Annotated in this window: 16 protein-coding genes; 3 read left to right on the top strand and 13 right to left on the bottom strand. The window is 69.6% G+C overall.

Features of this window, described 5'->3' with window-relative positions; translation table 11 throughout:
* Positions 1 to 2: 2 nt before the first annotated feature.
* Entirely contained in the window at positions 3 to 1,682 is a 1,680-nt protein-coding gene (mtrB, locus tag Q9K23_RS19825; protein WP_020792983.1) for an MtrAB system histidine kinase MtrB, read from the bottom strand.
* Positions 1,679 to 2,365 (bottom strand): MtrAB system response regulator MtrA, encoded by a 687-nt coding sequence (mtrA, locus tag Q9K23_RS19820; protein WP_187343565.1) that lies wholly within the window; start codon positions 2,363 to 2,365, stop codon positions 1,679 to 1,681. The genes mtrB and mtrA overlap by 4 nt, the downstream gene beginning before the upstream one ends.
* 161 nt (positions 2,366 to 2,526) lie before the next feature.
* Here mtrA and Q9K23_RS19815 point away from each other — a divergent pair, with 161 nt between their 5' ends.
* Entirely contained in the window at positions 2,527 to 3,180 is a 654-nt protein-coding gene (locus tag Q9K23_RS19815) for a dTMP kinase (protein ID WP_053778050.1), read from the top strand.
* A gap of 64 nt (positions 3,181 to 3,244) precedes the next feature.
* Positions 3,245 to 4,189 (top strand): hypothetical protein, encoded by a 945-nt coding sequence (locus Q9K23_RS19810; protein ID WP_305950252.1) that lies wholly within the window; start codon positions 3,245 to 3,247, stop codon positions 4,187 to 4,189.
* Between the two features lie 139 nt (positions 4,190 to 4,328).
* Here Q9K23_RS19810 and ahcY read toward each other — a convergent pair whose 3' ends face one another.
* The 11 genes from ahcY to Q9K23_RS19755 form a co-directional block, all read right to left on the bottom strand.
* Complete coding sequence (gene ahcY / locus Q9K23_RS19805) at positions 4,329 to 5,801, bottom strand: adenosylhomocysteinase (RefSeq protein ID WP_020791481.1); 1,473 nt, start codon at positions 5,799 to 5,801, stop codon at positions 4,329 to 4,331.
* Positions 5,802 to 5,940: 139 nt separating this feature from the next.
* Positions 5,941 to 7,467 (bottom strand): amino acid permease, encoded by a 1,527-nt coding sequence (locus Q9K23_RS19800; protein ID WP_020791482.1) that lies wholly within the window; start codon positions 7,465 to 7,467, stop codon positions 5,941 to 5,943.
* A 200-nt stretch (positions 7,468 to 7,667) separates the two neighbouring features.
* A complete protein-coding gene (locus Q9K23_RS19795) occupies positions 7,668 to 7,967 on the bottom strand; it encodes a WXG100 family type VII secretion target (RefSeq protein WP_020793342.1) in 300 nt (99 codons plus the stop codon).
* Positions 7,968 to 8,085: 118 nt separating this feature from the next.
* On the bottom strand, positions 8,086 to 8,412 hold the full coding sequence (locus tag Q9K23_RS19790) for a WXG100 family type VII secretion target (RefSeq protein WP_053778072.1): 327 nt from the start codon (positions 8,410 to 8,412) through the stop codon (positions 8,086 to 8,088).
* A gap of 103 nt (positions 8,413 to 8,515) precedes the next feature.
* Entirely contained in the window at positions 8,516 to 9,358 is an 843-nt protein-coding gene (locus Q9K23_RS19785; protein WP_082366016.1) for an ESX secretion-associated protein EspG, read from the bottom strand.
* Complete coding sequence (locus Q9K23_RS19780) at positions 9,355 to 10,356, bottom strand: PPE domain-containing protein (RefSeq protein ID WP_053778048.1); 1,002 nt, start codon at positions 10,354 to 10,356, stop codon at positions 9,355 to 9,357. Before Q9K23_RS19780 ends, Q9K23_RS19785 begins: the two co-directional genes overlap by 4 nt.
* A gap of 111 nt (positions 10,357 to 10,467) precedes the next feature.
* Positions 10,468 to 10,782 carry a PE family protein gene (locus Q9K23_RS19775; RefSeq protein WP_053778047.1) on the bottom strand — a complete coding sequence of 105 codons (315 nt, stop codon included), beginning with the start codon at positions 10,780 to 10,782 and terminating at the stop codon, positions 10,468 to 10,470.
* A 41-nt stretch (positions 10,783 to 10,823) separates the two neighbouring features.
* Positions 10,824 to 12,197, bottom strand: a complete 1,374-nt coding sequence (locus tag Q9K23_RS19770) for a hypothetical protein (protein ID WP_305950251.1) — start codon at positions 12,195 to 12,197, stop codon at positions 10,824 to 10,826.
* A 31-nt stretch (positions 12,198 to 12,228) separates the two neighbouring features.
* On the bottom strand, positions 12,229 to 12,537 hold the full coding sequence (locus Q9K23_RS19765) for a hypothetical protein (protein WP_053778046.1): 309 nt from the start codon (positions 12,535 to 12,537) through the stop codon (positions 12,229 to 12,231).
* 166 nt (positions 12,538 to 12,703) lie between these two features.
* Positions 12,704 to 13,027, bottom strand: coding sequence for a YbaB/EbfC family nucleoid-associated protein (locus tag Q9K23_RS19760; RefSeq protein ID WP_053778070.1), 324 nt, complete (start codon positions 13,025 to 13,027; stop codon positions 12,704 to 12,706).
* Positions 13,028 to 13,035: 8 nt separating this feature from the next.
* Positions 13,036 to 13,422: a hypothetical protein gene (locus tag Q9K23_RS19755; protein ID WP_053778045.1), complete on the bottom strand. Its 387-nt coding sequence runs from the start codon at positions 13,420 to 13,422 to the stop codon at positions 13,036 to 13,038.
* A 271-nt stretch (positions 13,423 to 13,693) separates the two neighbouring features.
* Between Q9K23_RS19755 and Q9K23_RS19750 the strand changes: the two genes are divergently transcribed.
* Positions 13,694 to 15,283, top strand: coding sequence for an AAA family ATPase (locus Q9K23_RS19750; RefSeq protein ID WP_305950250.1), 1,590 nt, complete (start codon positions 13,694 to 13,696; stop codon positions 15,281 to 15,283).
* The last annotated feature ends 28 nt before the right edge of the window (positions 15,284 to 15,311 follow it).

Raw genomic sequence — 15,311 nt, 5'->3', positions numbered from 1 at the left:
GCTCACTCATCGTCGGCCGGTCCTTCACCGGCGCGACCGGAGGTCTTGGTGGCCGAGCGGGTCACCGGCTTGACCGCACCGACCGGCTTGAGCGGCAGCGGGCTGCCCAGCACCTTGTGCCCGCGCACCAACGGCAGCGTCAGACGGAAGCAGGAACCCTGACCGGGCTCACCCCACGCCTCCAGCCGTCCCTGGTGCAGACGCGCGTCCTCGATGCTGATGGCCAGACCCAGGCCGGTGCCACCGGACCGGCGGAACCGCGACGGGTCCGACCGCCAGAACCGGTTGAAGACGAGCTTCTCCTCACCCGGGCGCAGGCCGATGCCCTGGTCGCGGACGGTGATCGCGACCGCGTCACCGTCGGAACGCATGCTCAGGGTCACCGGGTTGCGTTCGCCGTGATCGATCGCATTGGCCAGCAGGTTCCGCAGGATGCGTTCGACGCGGCGTGGGTCGATCTCGGCCAGCACCGGCTCGGCGGGCAGATCCAGGATCAGTTCGGTCCCGGTCTCCTCGGCCAGGTGCGCGACGGTGGCCAGCGCGGCGTCGATCGGGATGGCCATGTCCATCCGTTCGGCGGCCAGCTCGGCCATCCCCGCGTCGTGCCGGGAGATCTCGAGCAGTTCGTTCAGCAGGGTCTCGAACCGGTCGAGTTCCTTGTCGAGCAGTTCCACCGACCGGCGGCGGACCGGGTCGAGCTCGTCGCGGCCGTCGTAGAGCACGTCGCTGGCCATCCGGACGGTCGTCAGCGGGGTCCGCAGCTCGTGGCTGACGTCGGAGGTGAACTGCCGTTGCAGTCCACCGAACTCCTCGAGGTGGGTGATCTGCTTGGACAGGCTCTCGGCCATGTCGTTGAACGACATCGCCAGCCGGGCCATGTCGTCCTCGCCGCGCACCGGCATGCGTTCGTTGAGCCGGCCGTCGGCGAATCGGACCGCGATCCGCGACGCCGAGCGCACCGGCAACACCACCTGCCGCGACACCAGCCATGCGATCGCCATCAGGAGTCCGAGCAGCACCACCCCACCGGTCAGCAGGGTGCCGCGGACCAGGTCGACGGTGTTCTGTTCACCGGCCAGCGGGAACACCAGATACAGCTCGAGGCCCGGAACGGTGGAGTTGGTGGGGGTCCCGACGATGAGTGCCGGGCCGCTGCCACCGGTCCCGTTGGGCACCGACGCGTACTGGTAGGCGATCTGTCCGCCCTGCACCATGTCGCGCAGTGGCCGCGGGATCTCCGATACCGGGCCGACGCCGGTGTCCTCGCCGTCGCGGTTGTTCACCGGGACCATCAGGACGATGTCGAAGCTGCCCACGGTGCCGGCGGTCTGCCCGCTGTCGACATCGCGGTCGGTCAGGGCCGACCTGGTCTGCCGTAGCCGGTTCTGGATCGACATGTTGCTGTCGCCGCTGGCGAGATCACGTTCCACCGCGATCCGTGCACGGTCGATCTCCTCGGTCGCCGCGGTGAGTTTCGCGTCGAGCAGCCGATCGGTGATCTGACTCATCAGCACGAAGCCGAGGATCAACAGCACCACCACCGACAGCACCAGCGTCGACACCACGACACGCAGCTGCAGCGAACGTCGCCAGATATGACCGAAGACCGCGCCGATGCCGGTCGCGGTCCGGGTCAGACGTCCGAAGGTGCCGTTGACGCGCCGTCGGGTCCGGCCGATCACGGCGGGCCGGCCTTGTAGCCGACCCCCCTCACCGTGAGCACGACCTCAGGGTTCTCCGGGTCGGTCTCGACCTTGGCGCGCAGACGCTGCACGTGCACGTTGACCAGCCGGGTGTCGGCGGGATGCCGGTAGCCCCACACCTGTTCGAGCAGGACGTCACGGGTGAACACCTGGCGCGGCTTACGGGCGAGTGCCACCAGCAGATCGAACTCCAGCGGGGTCAGCGAGATCGGCACGCCGTCACGGGTGACCTTGTGCGCCGGTACGTCGATCTCGACCGGACCGATCGAGAGCAGTTCGGCCGGCTCCTCGTCGGTACGACGCAGCCGGGCACGCACGCGTGCCACCAGTTCCTTGGGCTTGAACGGTTTGACCATGTAGTCGTCGGCACCGGATTCCAGACCGAGGACGACGTCGACGGTGTCGGACTTCGCGGTGAGCATCACGATGGGCACACCGGAGTCCGCACGCAGCACGCGACAGACGTCGATGCCGTTCATCCCGGGCAGCATCAGGTCGAGCAACACCAGGTCCGGGCGGATCTCGCGCACCGCGGTGAGTGCCTGCGTACCGTCGCCGACGACGAAGGGTTCGAACCCCTCACCCTTCAGCACGATCGTGAGCATCTCGGCGAGCGCGGCATCATCATCGACGACGAGGATCCGTGGCTTCATGCCCCCAATGGTGACACTTCTGTGACCGCGGCGTGGTGACCGACGCGCCGGACTGTGTATCACCGCAGGTCGCGTCGCGCCTTTCCACAACCTTCGAGTCGACGGCTCGATCGATGCCGGGATGGGGAACAATCGGCACCACACACCGACGAGATACGAGGGAGGGCCGCGTGGGCCGGTTGATAGCGGTGGAAGGAATCGACGGCGCCGGCAAGAACACCCTGGTCACCGGACTCGTCGAACACTGGCGGGCACAGGGTCTGCGCGTCGCCACCTTCGCGTTCCCGCGGTACGGGCGGACGGTGTTCGCCGACGTCGCATCCGAGGCCCTGCACGGCGACCACGGCGACCTGCGCGAGAGCGTCTACGCGATGGCGTTGCTGTTCGCCCTGGACCGGTCCGCCACCGCCGAGGAGCTCCGGTCGGCGATCGCCGGCCACGACGTCGTCGTCGTCGACCGCTATGTGGCATCCAATGCCGCCTACAGTGCCGCCCGCCTGCGCGAGGACGCCGACGGCGCCGTGGTGCGCTGGGTGCACGACCTCGAGTTCGGCCGGTTCGCGCTGCCGGTCCCCGATCGTCATCTGCTGCTCGGCGTACCCGCCGAGGTCGCGATGGCCCGGGCCCGCTCGCGTGCGTCGTCGGATCCGGGCCGTGCCCGCGACCATTACGAGCGCGACGACGACCTACAGGTCCGGGTCGACGCCGTCTACCGTGCCCTGGCCGCGTCCGGCTGGATGTCACCGTGGGCCGAGTCCGTCGACCAGACACCCGCCGACCTCGCCGACGTCCTGCTCGCGCCGACGACCGCATCGACCGAATGACCTTGCCCGACCGCCCGCTCCTGCTCCGCTAGCCTGGTCTCATCGAACATCGCGAGGACGTCCCATGACCCAACCGCCCGCCGGCGGCCCGCCCCAGCAGTGGGGGCCGAATCCCGGTCAGATGCCGACGCGCGCGATGGGAACCCACCAGGTCCCCCCGTCCGGGGCGGGCGCACCTCAGCCCTATCCCCGGGTACCGCAGGGATATCCGCAACCGGGCAACCCGCCCGCACCGGCTCCCCGGCAGCAGGTGCCGCAACAGCCGGTGCCGGGGCAACCGGTTCCGGGGCAGCCGATGCCCCAGCAGCCGTTCCCCTACGCACCCGTACCGCCGCAGGCCGGACCGGCCTACGGTCCGCCGGGTCCCGCCGGTGGCCCACCCGGGATGGGGCCGGGTGGCATGGGACCGGGTGGCATGGGACCGGGCATGCCTCCGCCAGGTGGTCCGCGCCGCAACTGGGGTGCGATCACCGCGATCTCCCTCGGCGTGGTGGCCGTCCTCGCCATCGCCGCGCTCGCCATCACCCTGATCGTGCAGAACACCGGCGACGGCACCACCGTCGCGAGCGATCCCACCACGTCGACGACCGGGTCGGGATCGACCGCACCGAGTACCGGAACCGACCCGGGTGGATCGAATCCCACCGAGCCCGATTCCACCTCCGGTGACGTCCCCGCGGCCGGCGACCCGACCGTCGCCTATGCCGTCGCCGAGGCGATGCAGCGCTACCTCGACGCCCTGAACGCACGTGACCTCACCCGCATGCGCAGTGCGGTGTGCAGTGAGGTCCGCGACGAGGTGCCGTCCCCCTCGAACAACGGCGGCACCATCGTCCTCGACCGGCTCGCCCTGCGATCGGTCACCGGCGATGTCGCCACGTCGGACGTCGTCATCCACACCGAGATCGGGTCACAGCGCACCGCGCCCGATGTGAAGCAGGCGTCGTTCCGTCTGGAAGAGGGCACCTGGTTCTACTGCCCGGGCACCGAGGCCGACATCGGCATCTGAGTGGTATCGGTACCTGAATGGTATCGGCATCCGGGCGGGTATCGGTATCTGGGCGGGTGTCTCAGACCTCCCAGCAGACACGAGTGGGCCCCGGCGACCTCACCGGTCACCGGGGCCCACTCGTCGGGTCGACGCCCGCTCAGTAGCGGTAGTGCTCGGGCTTGTAGGGGCCCTCGACGTCGACGTTGATGTACTCGGCCTGCTCCTTGGTGAGCTTGGTCAGCGTGCCGCCGAGAGCCTCGACGTGGATGCGCGCGACCTTCTCGTCCAGGTGCTTGGGCAGCCGGTAGACCTCGTTGTCGTACTCCTCGGACTTGGTCCACAGCTCGATCTGGGCGATGACCTGGTTGGAGAAGCTGTTGCTCATCACGAAAGACGGGTGGCCGGTCGCGTTGCCCAGGTTCAGCAGACGTCCCTCGCTGAGCACGATGATCGAGTGACCGTCGGCGAAGGTCCACTGGTCGACCTGCGGCTTGATGTTCAGGCGGGTGGCGCCCGAACGCTCGAGGCCGGCCATGTCGATCTCGTTGTCGAAGTGGCCGATGTTGCCGAGGATGGCCTGGTTCTTCATCTGCTCCATGTGCTCGAGCAGGATGATGTCCTTGTTGCCGGTCGAGGTGACGACGATGTCGGCATTGCCGATCGCCTCCTCGACGGTGACCACGTCGAAGCCGTCCATCAGCGCCTGCAGCGCGTTGATCGGGTCGATCTCGGTGACCTGCACGCGCGCACCCTGGCCGGCCAGCGACTCCGCGCAGCCCTTGCCCACGTCGCCGTAGCCGCAGATCAGCACCTTCTTGCCGCCGATCAGGACGTCGGTACCGCGGTTGATGCCGTCGACCAGCGAATGGCGGGTGCCGTACTTGTTGTCGAACTTGCTCTTGGTGACCGAGTCGTTGACGTTGATCGCCGGGAACACCAGCTCACCGGATGCGGCGAACTGGTACAGGCGCAGCACGCCGGTGGTGGTCTCCTCGGTGACCCCCTGGACCGACTCGGCGATGGTCGACCACTTCGTGGTGTCCTTCTCGAAGGACGCGCGCAGCAGATCCAGGAACACCTTGTACTCGGCCGAGTCGTTCTCGTCGGCCGGCGGGACCACACCCGCCTTCTCGAACTGTGCGCCGCGCAGGACCAGCATGGTCGCGTCGCCGCCGTCGTCGAGGATCATGTTGGCCGGCTCGCCGGGCCAGGTGAGCATCTGCTCGGCCGCCCACCAGTACTCCTCCAGGGTCTCGCCCTTCCAGGCGAACACCGGGACCCCCTTGGGCTCCTCGGGGGTACCGTGCGGGCCGACGACGATCGCGGCCGCGGCATGGTCCTGGGTGGAGAAGATGTTGCACGAAGCCCAGCGGACCTCGGCGCCGAGTGCCACCAGGGTCTCGACCAGGACTGCGGTCTGCACCGTCATGTGCAGCGAACCGGACACGCGGGCACCCTTGAGCGGTAGCACCTCTGCGTATTCGCGGCGCAGTTCCATCAGACCGGGCATCTCGTGCTCGGCCAGCGAGATCTCCTTGCGGCCGAACTCGGCCAGGGAGAGATCGGCGACCTTGAAGTCGATCCCGTTGCGGTTGTCTGCCGTAGGTGCGTCGTTCTGCACCGTGGTCATGTGTTCCCCTTTGTGTGTCGGTCGAACTCTGGTCGAGAGAACTGCAGTGGAATCGTGCACCGCCGCGCAGATGGGCGCGTATCGGTGTCACGACGCCATCGATCCGCAGACCAGGCTATCCGACCCTCACCACACGACGTCAGTGGTCTCCGGCGGCCCTGTCGCCCGCGCCGACCGGGTCCGGGACCTCACCGCGCGCGCGGCGCCCGACCATCGAGTGGCGCATCCCGTAGAGGAAGTAGACGGCGACGCCGATCACCATCCAGATCACGAAGCGCAGCCAGGTCAGTGCGGTCAGATTGAGCATCAGCCACAGACATGCCGCGATCGCGAGCACCGGGATGATCGGTCCGCCCGGCACGGTGAACCCGCGTTGCAGGTCGGGGCGGCGACGCCGCAGGATCATCACGCCACCGGCCACCACGATGAACGCGAAGAGGGTGCCCACGTTGACCATCTCCTCGAGACGGTCGATCGGGAAGAATCCGGCGACCACCGCGACGACCACACCGATCAGCGCGGTCAGCCGGATCGGTGTCCCGAACCGGGGGTTCGTCGCGGCCAGACCACGCGGCAGCAGCCCGTCGCGGCACATGGCGAACAGCACCCGGGACTGGCCGAGTACCAGCACCATCACCACTGTGGTGAGACCGGCCAGCGCGCCGATCGCGATGATCTTCTCCGCCCAGGTGATCCCGTTGAGGGCGAACGCGGTGGCGAGGTTCTTCGGTTTTCCGTCACCGGCACTGGTGGCGAGCTGGGTGTAGCTGACCATGCCGGTCACGACGATGGTGACCAGGACGTAGAGCACGGTGACGATGGCCAGCGAGCCCAGGATTCCGCGGGGCACGTCCTTACGCGGGTTCCGGGTCTCCTCGGCAGTGGTCGCGACCACGTCGAACCCGATGAACGCGAAGAACACGATCGAGGCTGCGGCGAGCACGCCGTACCAGCCATAGGAGCTGTCGCCACCACCGGTGATCAGTGAGAACAACGACGAGTCGACGGACTTCTCGACGCCCTCCCCCTTCTCCGCCGGCGGGATGAAGGGGCTGTAGTTGCTCGCCTTCACGTAGAAGAAGCCCACGATGATCACCAGCAGGACCACGCCCACCTTGATCGCGGTGATCACCGCACTGAACCGCGACGACAGTTTGGTTCCCAGTGCGAGCAGGACCGCGACCACGGCGACGATGACCATCGCCCCCCAGTCGATGGTCTGGGAGCCCACCTCGACCGTCCCGCCGCCGAAGCCGAAGACACTGCCCAGATAGGACGACCAGCCCTTGGACACCACCGCGGCACCGACCGCGAACTCGAGGATGAGGTCCCAGCCGAGGATCCAGGCCAGGAACTCGCCGAACGTGGCGTAACCGAAGGTGTATGCCGACCCGGCGACGGGGACGGTGGAGGCGAACTCGGCGTAGCAGAGGGCGGCGAGTGCACAGGCGATCGCCGCCATCACGAAGGCGAGGGAGATCGCCGGGCCGGCCTTGTTGCCCGCGGTGGTCGCGGTGACGGTGAAGATACCGGCGCCGATCACCACCGAGACGCCGAACACCATGAGATCCCACGAGGTGAGGTTCTTCCGGAGCCGGTGTCCCGGTTCGTCGGTGTCCGCCATCGACTGCTCGATGGACTTCGTCCGGGTCAGCGCATTGGCCACGGTCCCAGCTCCCTCCGACGTCGATCCATCCCCCCGAAGGATGGCCGCACGAGTTGTGTGCTGGCGACGTTAGTCCTTCGACTCACCGCAGGAGGCGGAACCGCCACGCACCGCGTGTCGGTTCCGCGGGGCCCGGTCCGGCGGGTCGGCGACCGACCGGACCGGGTGCGGTCACCCGGACGCGGCGACCCGCGCCGTTCTCACGCGCCGGAGAACCGGCGCGCGATCATCGAGTCTGTCTCGTGCATCACGTTGCGGGCGTTGCCGACTCCGCGACCGAGTCCGACGAGCTGTTCGCGAGACTGCGCGAACACCTGGTCCCAATGCTGCTGGGCCTGCTCGTAGGCCGACTTGGCAGCCGGCGACCGCCAGTTGCCGTCGAGTGCGGCGACCTGGCGTTTGAGTTGTGCGGCAAGATCTTCGAGCCGCTGGAATTGATTGTTGAGTCCGCCCTGCAGATCGCCGAGTGCGGCGAAGTCGTACTGGATTCTCCCGGACATGTCCGTCCTTCCGATCGGTGGTGTGGGTTGCCGACGGCCGCCCGAGTCGGGCGAGCGCCGGTGATGGGTGTGGTCGCGAGAGCGTGGAGTCGACGCTCCCGCGGTAGGCCTGCCGGCCCTACAGCCGCAGCGGCCCTTCGGAACCGAGGTCGGCAGCCGCCATCGCGTCGTGATCCTCGTAGCCGGTGAAGCCGGCGGTCAGCTTGGTGCGGATGTCGTCGAGCGCCTGGTTGAGTGTGTTCGCCGACGAGTTCCAGTCGGTGTGGGTGGCGTCGAATGCCGTCGATGCCCGACCACTCCAGGTGGCCATCCCGCTCGACGCGGTGGACGCGATCTGCCGGATCACCCCCTGCATGTCGTCGACGATCTGGGATACCGTCTGCGCTGTCGCAAGACCGGACGAGACGTCGATGTCGACAGCCCCCGCAGCCCCTTCGAGATTCATGGTGCTCCTCCTGTGTTCCGGCACCGACGTCGCGATGCCCCCGAGCGACATCCGGGATGGATGTCACTGATGCCCGGTCGGTACCCGGGCCTTCCCCGACCGGTCACGGGAACCACCGCCCGTCCGGGAGCGTCTCGACCAGCAGGCGTACCCCCTGCGCCAGCCGATGGCCGGTCCCCGGTGTGAGCGTGGTCCAGCGACCACCATCGAGAGAACCACTGGGGCTGAGCACGATTCGGCCCCGCTCACCGTCGACGACGGCGAGCGCCCCACAACTCTGGGTGACGACACCCGCGCCGTGCGCGATCGCCACGATCTCGGTCCGTGCCGCCGGTGCGGCCAACGCCGCCGCCAACCGCGTCGCGTCGTCCGCCCTCGCACCGATCGTCCGCAGCACCGCGGCGGCGTCGTGCCGGTCACCGCACCGCGCCAGCCGATCGACGAACTCGTCGGTGGGGACCCGGATGTCGGCGAAGGTCATCGGTGGCGCCTGCCCGCACAGCGCGCGGATCACCGCGCCGAGTCCGGCGGCATCGGCGATCTCGGGGAACCCGAGAGCGATCCGATCTCCGGTCCGCACCGCGAGCACATGCTCGTGGCCGCGCCGGGCGAGACAGGCGCGGCGTGGGCCGTCGGCACCGAAGACCCGGACGGCGAGTTCACGCTCGGGGCCGGTGAGCACGCGCACTGCCGTCGACGACCAGTGGTCCGGGCGGTCGTCGACGAGGGCTCCGCACTCCTCGAGTTCGCGGTCGGCGGCACGATCGGCGGCTGCCGAGAGCTCCGCGTCGTCGTCCGTCGGCCACAGATCGAGGACGACCGGCCATGTCGGGAAGCCGGTGCGCTCACCGAGTCGGCGCAGCGCCGCGACCCCCAGTTCCGCCCCGCGGGTGTTCGCGAGGACGGCGTCTGGGACGAGCCCCGCCCGGGTTCTGGTTCCGGTCATCGGGTCACCTCGTCGCCCGGTAACACGAGCGTCTCGCTCAGGTAGCGCGGATCGAGACCGTGGGTGCCCTCGACCACCGGCGCGTCGGCGACAGCGACCTCGGCCCACGTCGCCGGACCGTCGCCGGCCACCCCCGCTGCACTCACCGTGACCGCAGCCCCCATCGGATGGGTGCGGACGTCGTCACGACCGGTTGCCGCGATCGCCGCGGCCGGGGCCATCGGGGCGATCGGTGGCGTGATCGGCGGACTCGGCGGCCGGGAGTCGACCGGAGCGGACACCCGCGTGGGTTCGGCGACCGTGGACGCGGGGACGGTCGGGGTGTAGGCGCCACGGATCGTCGGGACCGATGGCACGACGACGGCCGCCGAGAGCCCGGAGACGGGTTGGGCCGCAGTGGTGTCCGCGGCGGACCCGTCCGACGACGACCCGGGCGCCGGTGGTGCTGCCGTGATGGCACCCGCGGGTGCCGGATGCGGTGTGAGCCAGGGTCGTGCGACGGGTTCTGCGGCCACCTCGTAGGCCTCCATCACCCGTGCGGCGCGCACCCGCTGATCGTGGACGGCCCGTTCGGCGTGTGCGGCCGCGCCGGAGACGAGCGGCACCACCGACGCGGCGGTGGCGGCGAGGTCGGCGAGACCGTCGACGAGGGCGATCTCGGCGGGATCGGGCATCGCCAGCCGCGCGACGGTGACGGCGGCGGCCTGCTGTTCGACGAGCACCGCCGCGGTGGCGGCATTCGCCGACATCTCCGCAAGCCAGTCGCCCAGCGCAGACAGCTGCCCGAGTACCGATTCCGCTGCCCCCGATTCCCATCCGGCTCCGAGTTCGGCGAGGACCTTTCCGTATGCGATCGCTGCCCTGCCCATTTCGGCCGACACCACCGACCATGCCATGGCCGACTCCGCGAGTGGGGACGGTCCGGCCCCGGCACCGAGATCGGCAGCCAGTCGCGCACTGGTACGTGCGTCCCAGATGATGCCGGTGAATCCGGTCATTGCCCATTCCTCTCGTCACTCGGGATGTGGTGTCACAGGTGTCGCACCGGCCACCGCGGCCGGCTCGAATCCGTCGGTACCGCCACGGTGCGGTGTTCGTGCGCAGGCCGGTCAGACCGGGGTCGACCGCAGACCGCTCGCGGCGGCGTCGTCGGCGGCACTCACCCCGCGCGCCTGATCTCGCATCGCCGTGGCGAGGGCACGCAGCCTGACCACCCCGCCGGCGGCGTCGGTGCCGAACCGTCCGGCGACCTCGGTCACGGTGTGTGCCACCGCGACCGACACCTCATCGCGTCCGGACGGCGGCACGTCGAGTGCCGGAGACCATCGTGTGAGTCCGGCCTCGAGGGCGTCGGCGATGGTGTCGAGTTCGGCGGCGGCGCCGGCCAAGACATCGGGATCGATGTCGATTCTGTTGCTGCTCATGATGTCTCCTGAACGGTCGGGTTCCGGATCGGGATGTCGGGTCAGATCGTCGGGCCGTCGGGACCGAGTCGGAGCCGGATGTCGGGCATGGGTTCGGGTGGGGCGTCGGGGGTGTCGTCGCCGAGGACCGGTGGCGCGACGCCGGGTGTGACACCGACGAGGTCGCGCCCGTTGTCCTCGGTCACCAGGTAGTCGGGCACCTCGTGGTTGCCTTCGCCACCGAGACCTCGCGCCGCCCCGGCGGCGGCCACCGGGGCCATCGACGCCGGGACAGGTGCCGCGGCGACCGATGCGGCCCGCGTCGACGGACCGGGCGTATAGCTCGCCGGTTCGGTGGCACCGACCCCGCCGGGTACCGACGTCCGGGCCGCGCCGAGCGGCCCGGCCCCGAGTCCACCCACACCCAGTCCACCGCCACCGACCCCGCCTCCACCTGCGGCCGCACGGACCGGCACGGCGCCGGCCCCGGCGGGCGGGCCGCCACCCGCGCCGTCCGGACCGTCGGGGGCGGTCGAACCACCGGGCCGGACCGGCGTCGTCTCACCGGCGGCGAGCATCTTCGCCATCGGCGTGATCAGCATCGACGGCAGTTCCGTCGCGGTCGACACCATCGGGGCGATCGCGTCGAGAACGGTCCCGGCGACGGCGAACGGTGACTGGGCGGCGGCCCCGGTGGCCGCGGCCGGTGCGGCGGTCACCGGGACCGGCGCACCGTTGACGGTCATGTGCGTGGTGGGGGCGAGGAGTTGGGCGCGGGTCACCGCCACCGCGGCGGTCGCCTCCGACAGTCCTTCGGCGGCGAACCCTGTGACCAGCGGCAGTCCCGCCCCGCTCGGGATGAGTGGCACTGCGGCCAGCATCTTGCCGATGGTGGCCGCGAGGATCGCCTGCACGGCGGCGAGCCCGGCGGCCACGATCCCTGCGGCGGTCTGGATGTCGAAGGAGATGCCGGTGCCCTGCGCCGACAGCTGGCCGCTGTTGACACTCGCCTCCCCGGTCTTGGTGGCCGCCGCGATCGAGCTCTGGCCCACCCAGAGTTTGTCGGCGAGTTCGAGGGCGCTCTGCGCCATCGTCATCGAGGTCTCGAGCACCGTGGACAGACCGTCGAAGACCATCGTCGGATCGAAGTCGGCCATCGCGAGATCGCCGGTGCCGAAGCCGCCGAGCAGATCGGTGATCGGTTTGACGAGCAACCCGAGGTCCACGGTGGGCAGTGGCGGCAGGCCCGGAAGCGGTGGCAGCGGCGGGATCTCGGGAAGACCCGGCAGTCCGAGACCGGCGAGGACGTCACCGACGGGGCGATCGAGGATCGGCCCGAGCGGTGTCGCCGCGATCATCTCGTTCACCGACAACTCGCTCAACGCAGGCAGATTCGCCCCCACGTCCACACTCGTCGCCGCCCCGGTGCCGCTCATCGCGATCTCCCCGGCCACGCCCCGCGCCCGGTCACAGCACCGACCGCAGCGTCGCGGCCGACTCCCCGTCGACCCCCTCGAGGTCGGCGAGGCCGAGCACCGCCTCGGCGGCGGTCGCCGCGTGCACCGCGGCCAGACTGCCCACCGAGCCCAGATGCGCGGCCTGCGCGGCGATGAACGCCGCCAGGAACTCCTGACCGATCAGCCCGAACACCGGAACCATGGCCAGGGTGTTCGCCGCCGCGTTCACCGATCCGGCGGTGGTCACAGCGGTCCCGATCGCGGCATTGGTGGCCGCGAAGCCCTGCAGGATCTCCGGTGTCAGCGACACGTCACCCACGATTGCCCCCTTGATCTGTGTGTCCTCTTGTACTCACTGCGGTTTGTGGTCACTGCGGTTTGTGGTCACTGCGGTCTTCGCCGACCGCGACCCACTCACTGCGTCGCATCCGCCCTCGCATGAACCGGCTCCGATGTCCGCCCCGATGCCCCCGGCATCGGGGCGATCAGCCGTCCGGCCGGGTCTCGACCAACTCGGTGAACGAGTCGGTGAACTCCTCGGTGACCGCGGCGCGCGCAGCAAAAGCACGTTGCGCGGCCAGCGCCGAGGTCGTCACGATGGTCTCGCCGAGGCGTGCGCCTCCGAGCCGCTCCATACCGTCGGCCAGCCACAGCCCGAGCAGCACACCGTTGCCGTCCACCTCGACGGTGACCGCATCATCGGCCGAGGTCTCCCGGACCCGGATGCGCGCCAGCTGCTCACCGAATTCCCGCAGACGGCCCAGCTGTGCCGCCGCCCGCGCCTCGAGTTCGTCCATCGGCCAGGCCATCTCGACCCTCACACCGACCGCAGCCACGACGCCGGCGCGGAGACCTCGTCGTCGTCGTCACGGAGTTCTTCGGCCGCGAGGTCGTCCGGACGTGGCAGCCCCATCAGGTCGACGGTGTCCCGGGCGATCCCCGATCCGATCAGCTCGGACCGCAGACGGATACCTGCCGCCATCGCCGACTGCCGGCACAGCCGCAGGATCTCCTCGGCGAGAAGTGTCGGCCCCTTGGCGAGTTCCGCGTCGTCGATGCGTACCGCCAGGGGCAGTCCCTGCCCGGTGGTGATCACCGACAGCCGGCCCGAGCGTGACCGTGCGGCGGACGTGCCCGCCAACGGACCGGTCGTCTCCTGCGTGCGGCCACCGGTTCCGTCGGTGACGGTGTGGTCATGAACCATGGTCTTCCCCCTGTGAGCGTCGATCGACAAGACGCGCGCCCCGCCCCGTTGCGGTTCCCCTGGCAACACCGAGGTCTGCGAGTCCACCCGTCCGGGTGATGTGACTCCGATCTCAGTGGGTCCTGATGATGCCACAATCCCGGCGACCCGGCCGAATTCCATCCACAGCCGATCACCGCACGTGAACGGGCCATTCGTGGGTAGACTCCGCTCCCAAGTCTGCCGGGCACTGCCAGACCGGACCATCAGACACCTGCACAGGGGGGACCACATGCATCCAGATCGAATCGACCCATATCCGGATTCCGACGCGGCCGACCGGGGACCCGCCGCCCACGATCCGGCCACCGGCCACGAGGCGCCGGCCCCGGCGCCGCCGCCGTGGCTGCAGTTCGCCCCACCGCCGGCACCCGGGCAGGCACCCGTTCCGGTCCCCGCCCCCACCTCCGCGATCACTCCGCCCGACCACATCCCGCACGATCTCCCGCCGGACCCGTTCCCCGCCACCGCCCACACCGCGGCCCCGGCCGGTGCAGTGTCGAACGGTGCTGTGCCGAACGGTGCGGTGCCGAACCACCCCGTACCGAACCACCCGGTACCGGACCACCCTGCGCCGATCGGTGCGGGAGCAGGTACCGGCACCGTGAATCCGGCGGCACCGCAACCCGATCCGATTCCCGTCCAACCCATGCCGCCAACGGATCCGGGTGCATTCACACCCTTCCCACATGGTGCCGGGATGGCGTTCCCGGAACCGCCACCGGGCGTCCCGTTCCCACCGGCGAGCGCGATGACACCGGCGCCCCAACAGTTCGGGACACCGCCACCGGCACCGCCACAGGGATTCTCGCCCAACGGATTCGAACCCAATGGCTTCGAACCCAACGGCTTCGGTCCAAACGGCTTCGGACAGTCGGGGCCCGCACTCGACGACGTCGCCCTGCTCCGCAAGGCGCGTCGGGCTCCGGCCCGCGGGTGGCGTCGGGCGGTCCACACCTTGTCGGCCGGGGCGATCAACCCGGGGGACTCGTCCTCCGAGTTGCGCTATCAGCAACTGCTGGAACGGCTTCGGCGCCCGGTGCGCGGCGACTATCGGATCGCGGTGCTGTCGTTGAAGGGCGGCGTCGGCAAGACCACCACCACCGTCGGCCTGGGCTCCACATTCGCCTCCCTGCGCGGCGACCGCGTGATCGCCGTCGACGCGAACCCCGACCTCGGCACGCTGGCCCAACGCATTCCGCAGCAGACCGCCTCCACTGTTCGAGACCTGCTCGCCGACGGCAACGTCTACCGCTACAGCGACGTTCGCGCCCACACGTCACAGGCGCCCAGCCGTCTGGAAGTGCTGGCCTCCGAACGAGATCCGGCGATGGCTGAGGCCTTCAGCGAGGAGGAGTACCGGGGTGTGATCGGCATCCTGCAGCGGTTCTACAACATCATCATCACCGATTGCGGGACCGGCCTGTCCCACAGTGCGATGAACGGTGTCCTGGACCTGGCGAATGCGATCATCCTGGTCTCCTCCCCCGCGCTCGACGGCGCCCGCAGCGCGTCGGCCACGCTGGACTGGCTCGAGGCGCACGGGTATTCGCACCTGGTGGCCCGGGCGGTGGTGGTGCTCAGTTCATCTCGCTCCGGTGCGTCCACCATCGACGTCGACCAACTCGCCCAGCACTTCCTGACCCGATGCCGTGCGGTGCAGACCATCCCGTTCGACGACCACCTGTCCGAGGGCGCCGACGTCGATCTCGAACTGGTCGGCAAGGGCACCCGCCACGCCTTCGTCGAGCTGGCCGCCATCATGGCCGACGATTTCGCACCGACCGGTCACCGGCACCCGGAGCCGCTGTTGCCCCAGTGACCGGCCGACGGTGACCAGCGGACCCGGC

Source organism: Gordonia sp. NB41Y (assembly GCF_030718915.1).
In the GTDB taxonomy this organism is placed as follows: Bacteria; Actinomycetota; Actinomycetes; order Mycobacteriales; family Mycobacteriaceae; genus Gordonia; species Gordonia desulfuricans.
The sequence above is the reverse complement of the archived record's forward strand: the minus strand, read 5'-3'. Positions and strand labels throughout refer to the sequence as shown.

What these genes read in the sequence shown, in the direction of transcription:
- Q9K23_RS19810 (WP_305950252.1), top strand. Translation starts at nt 3,245, where the DNA reads ATGACCCAACCGCCCGCCGGCGGCCCGCCCCAGCAGTGGGGGCCGAAT.
- ahcY (WP_020791481.1), bottom strand. Translation starts at nt 5,801, where the DNA reads ATGACCACGGTGCAGAACGACGCACCTACGGCAGACAACCGCAACGGG.
- Q9K23_RS19795 (WP_020793342.1), bottom strand. Translation starts at nt 7,967, where the DNA reads ATGTCCGGGAGAATCCAGTACGACTTCGCCGCACTCGGCGATCTGCAG.
- Q9K23_RS19790 (WP_053778072.1), bottom strand. Translation starts at nt 8,412, where the DNA reads ATGAATCTCGAAGGGGCTGCGGGGGCTGTCGACATCGACGTCTCGTCC.
- Q9K23_RS19785 (WP_082366016.1), bottom strand. Translation starts at nt 9,358, where the DNA reads ATGACCGGAACCAGAACCCGGGCGGGGCTCGTCCCAGACGCCGTCCTC.
- Q9K23_RS19780 (WP_053778048.1), bottom strand. Translation starts at nt 10,356, where the DNA reads ATGACCGGATTCACCGGCATCATCTGGGACGCACGTACCAGTGCGCGA.
- Q9K23_RS19775 (WP_053778047.1), bottom strand. Translation starts at nt 10,782, where the DNA reads ATGAGCAGCAACAGAATCGACATCGATCCCGATGTCTTGGCCGGCGCC.
- Q9K23_RS19770 (WP_305950251.1), bottom strand. Translation starts at nt 12,197, where the DNA reads ATGAGCGGCACCGGGGCGGCGACGAGTGTGGACGTGGGGGCGAATCTG.
- Q9K23_RS19760 (WP_053778070.1), bottom strand. Translation starts at nt 13,027, where the DNA reads ATGGCCTGGCCGATGGACGAACTCGAGGCGCGGGCGGCGGCACAGCTG.
- Q9K23_RS19755 (WP_053778045.1), bottom strand. Translation starts at nt 13,422, where the DNA reads ATGGTTCATGACCACACCGTCACCGACGGAACCGGTGGCCGCACGCAG.
- Q9K23_RS19750 (WP_305950250.1), top strand. Translation starts at nt 13,694, where the DNA reads ATGCATCCAGATCGAATCGACCCATATCCGGATTCCGACGCGGCCGAC.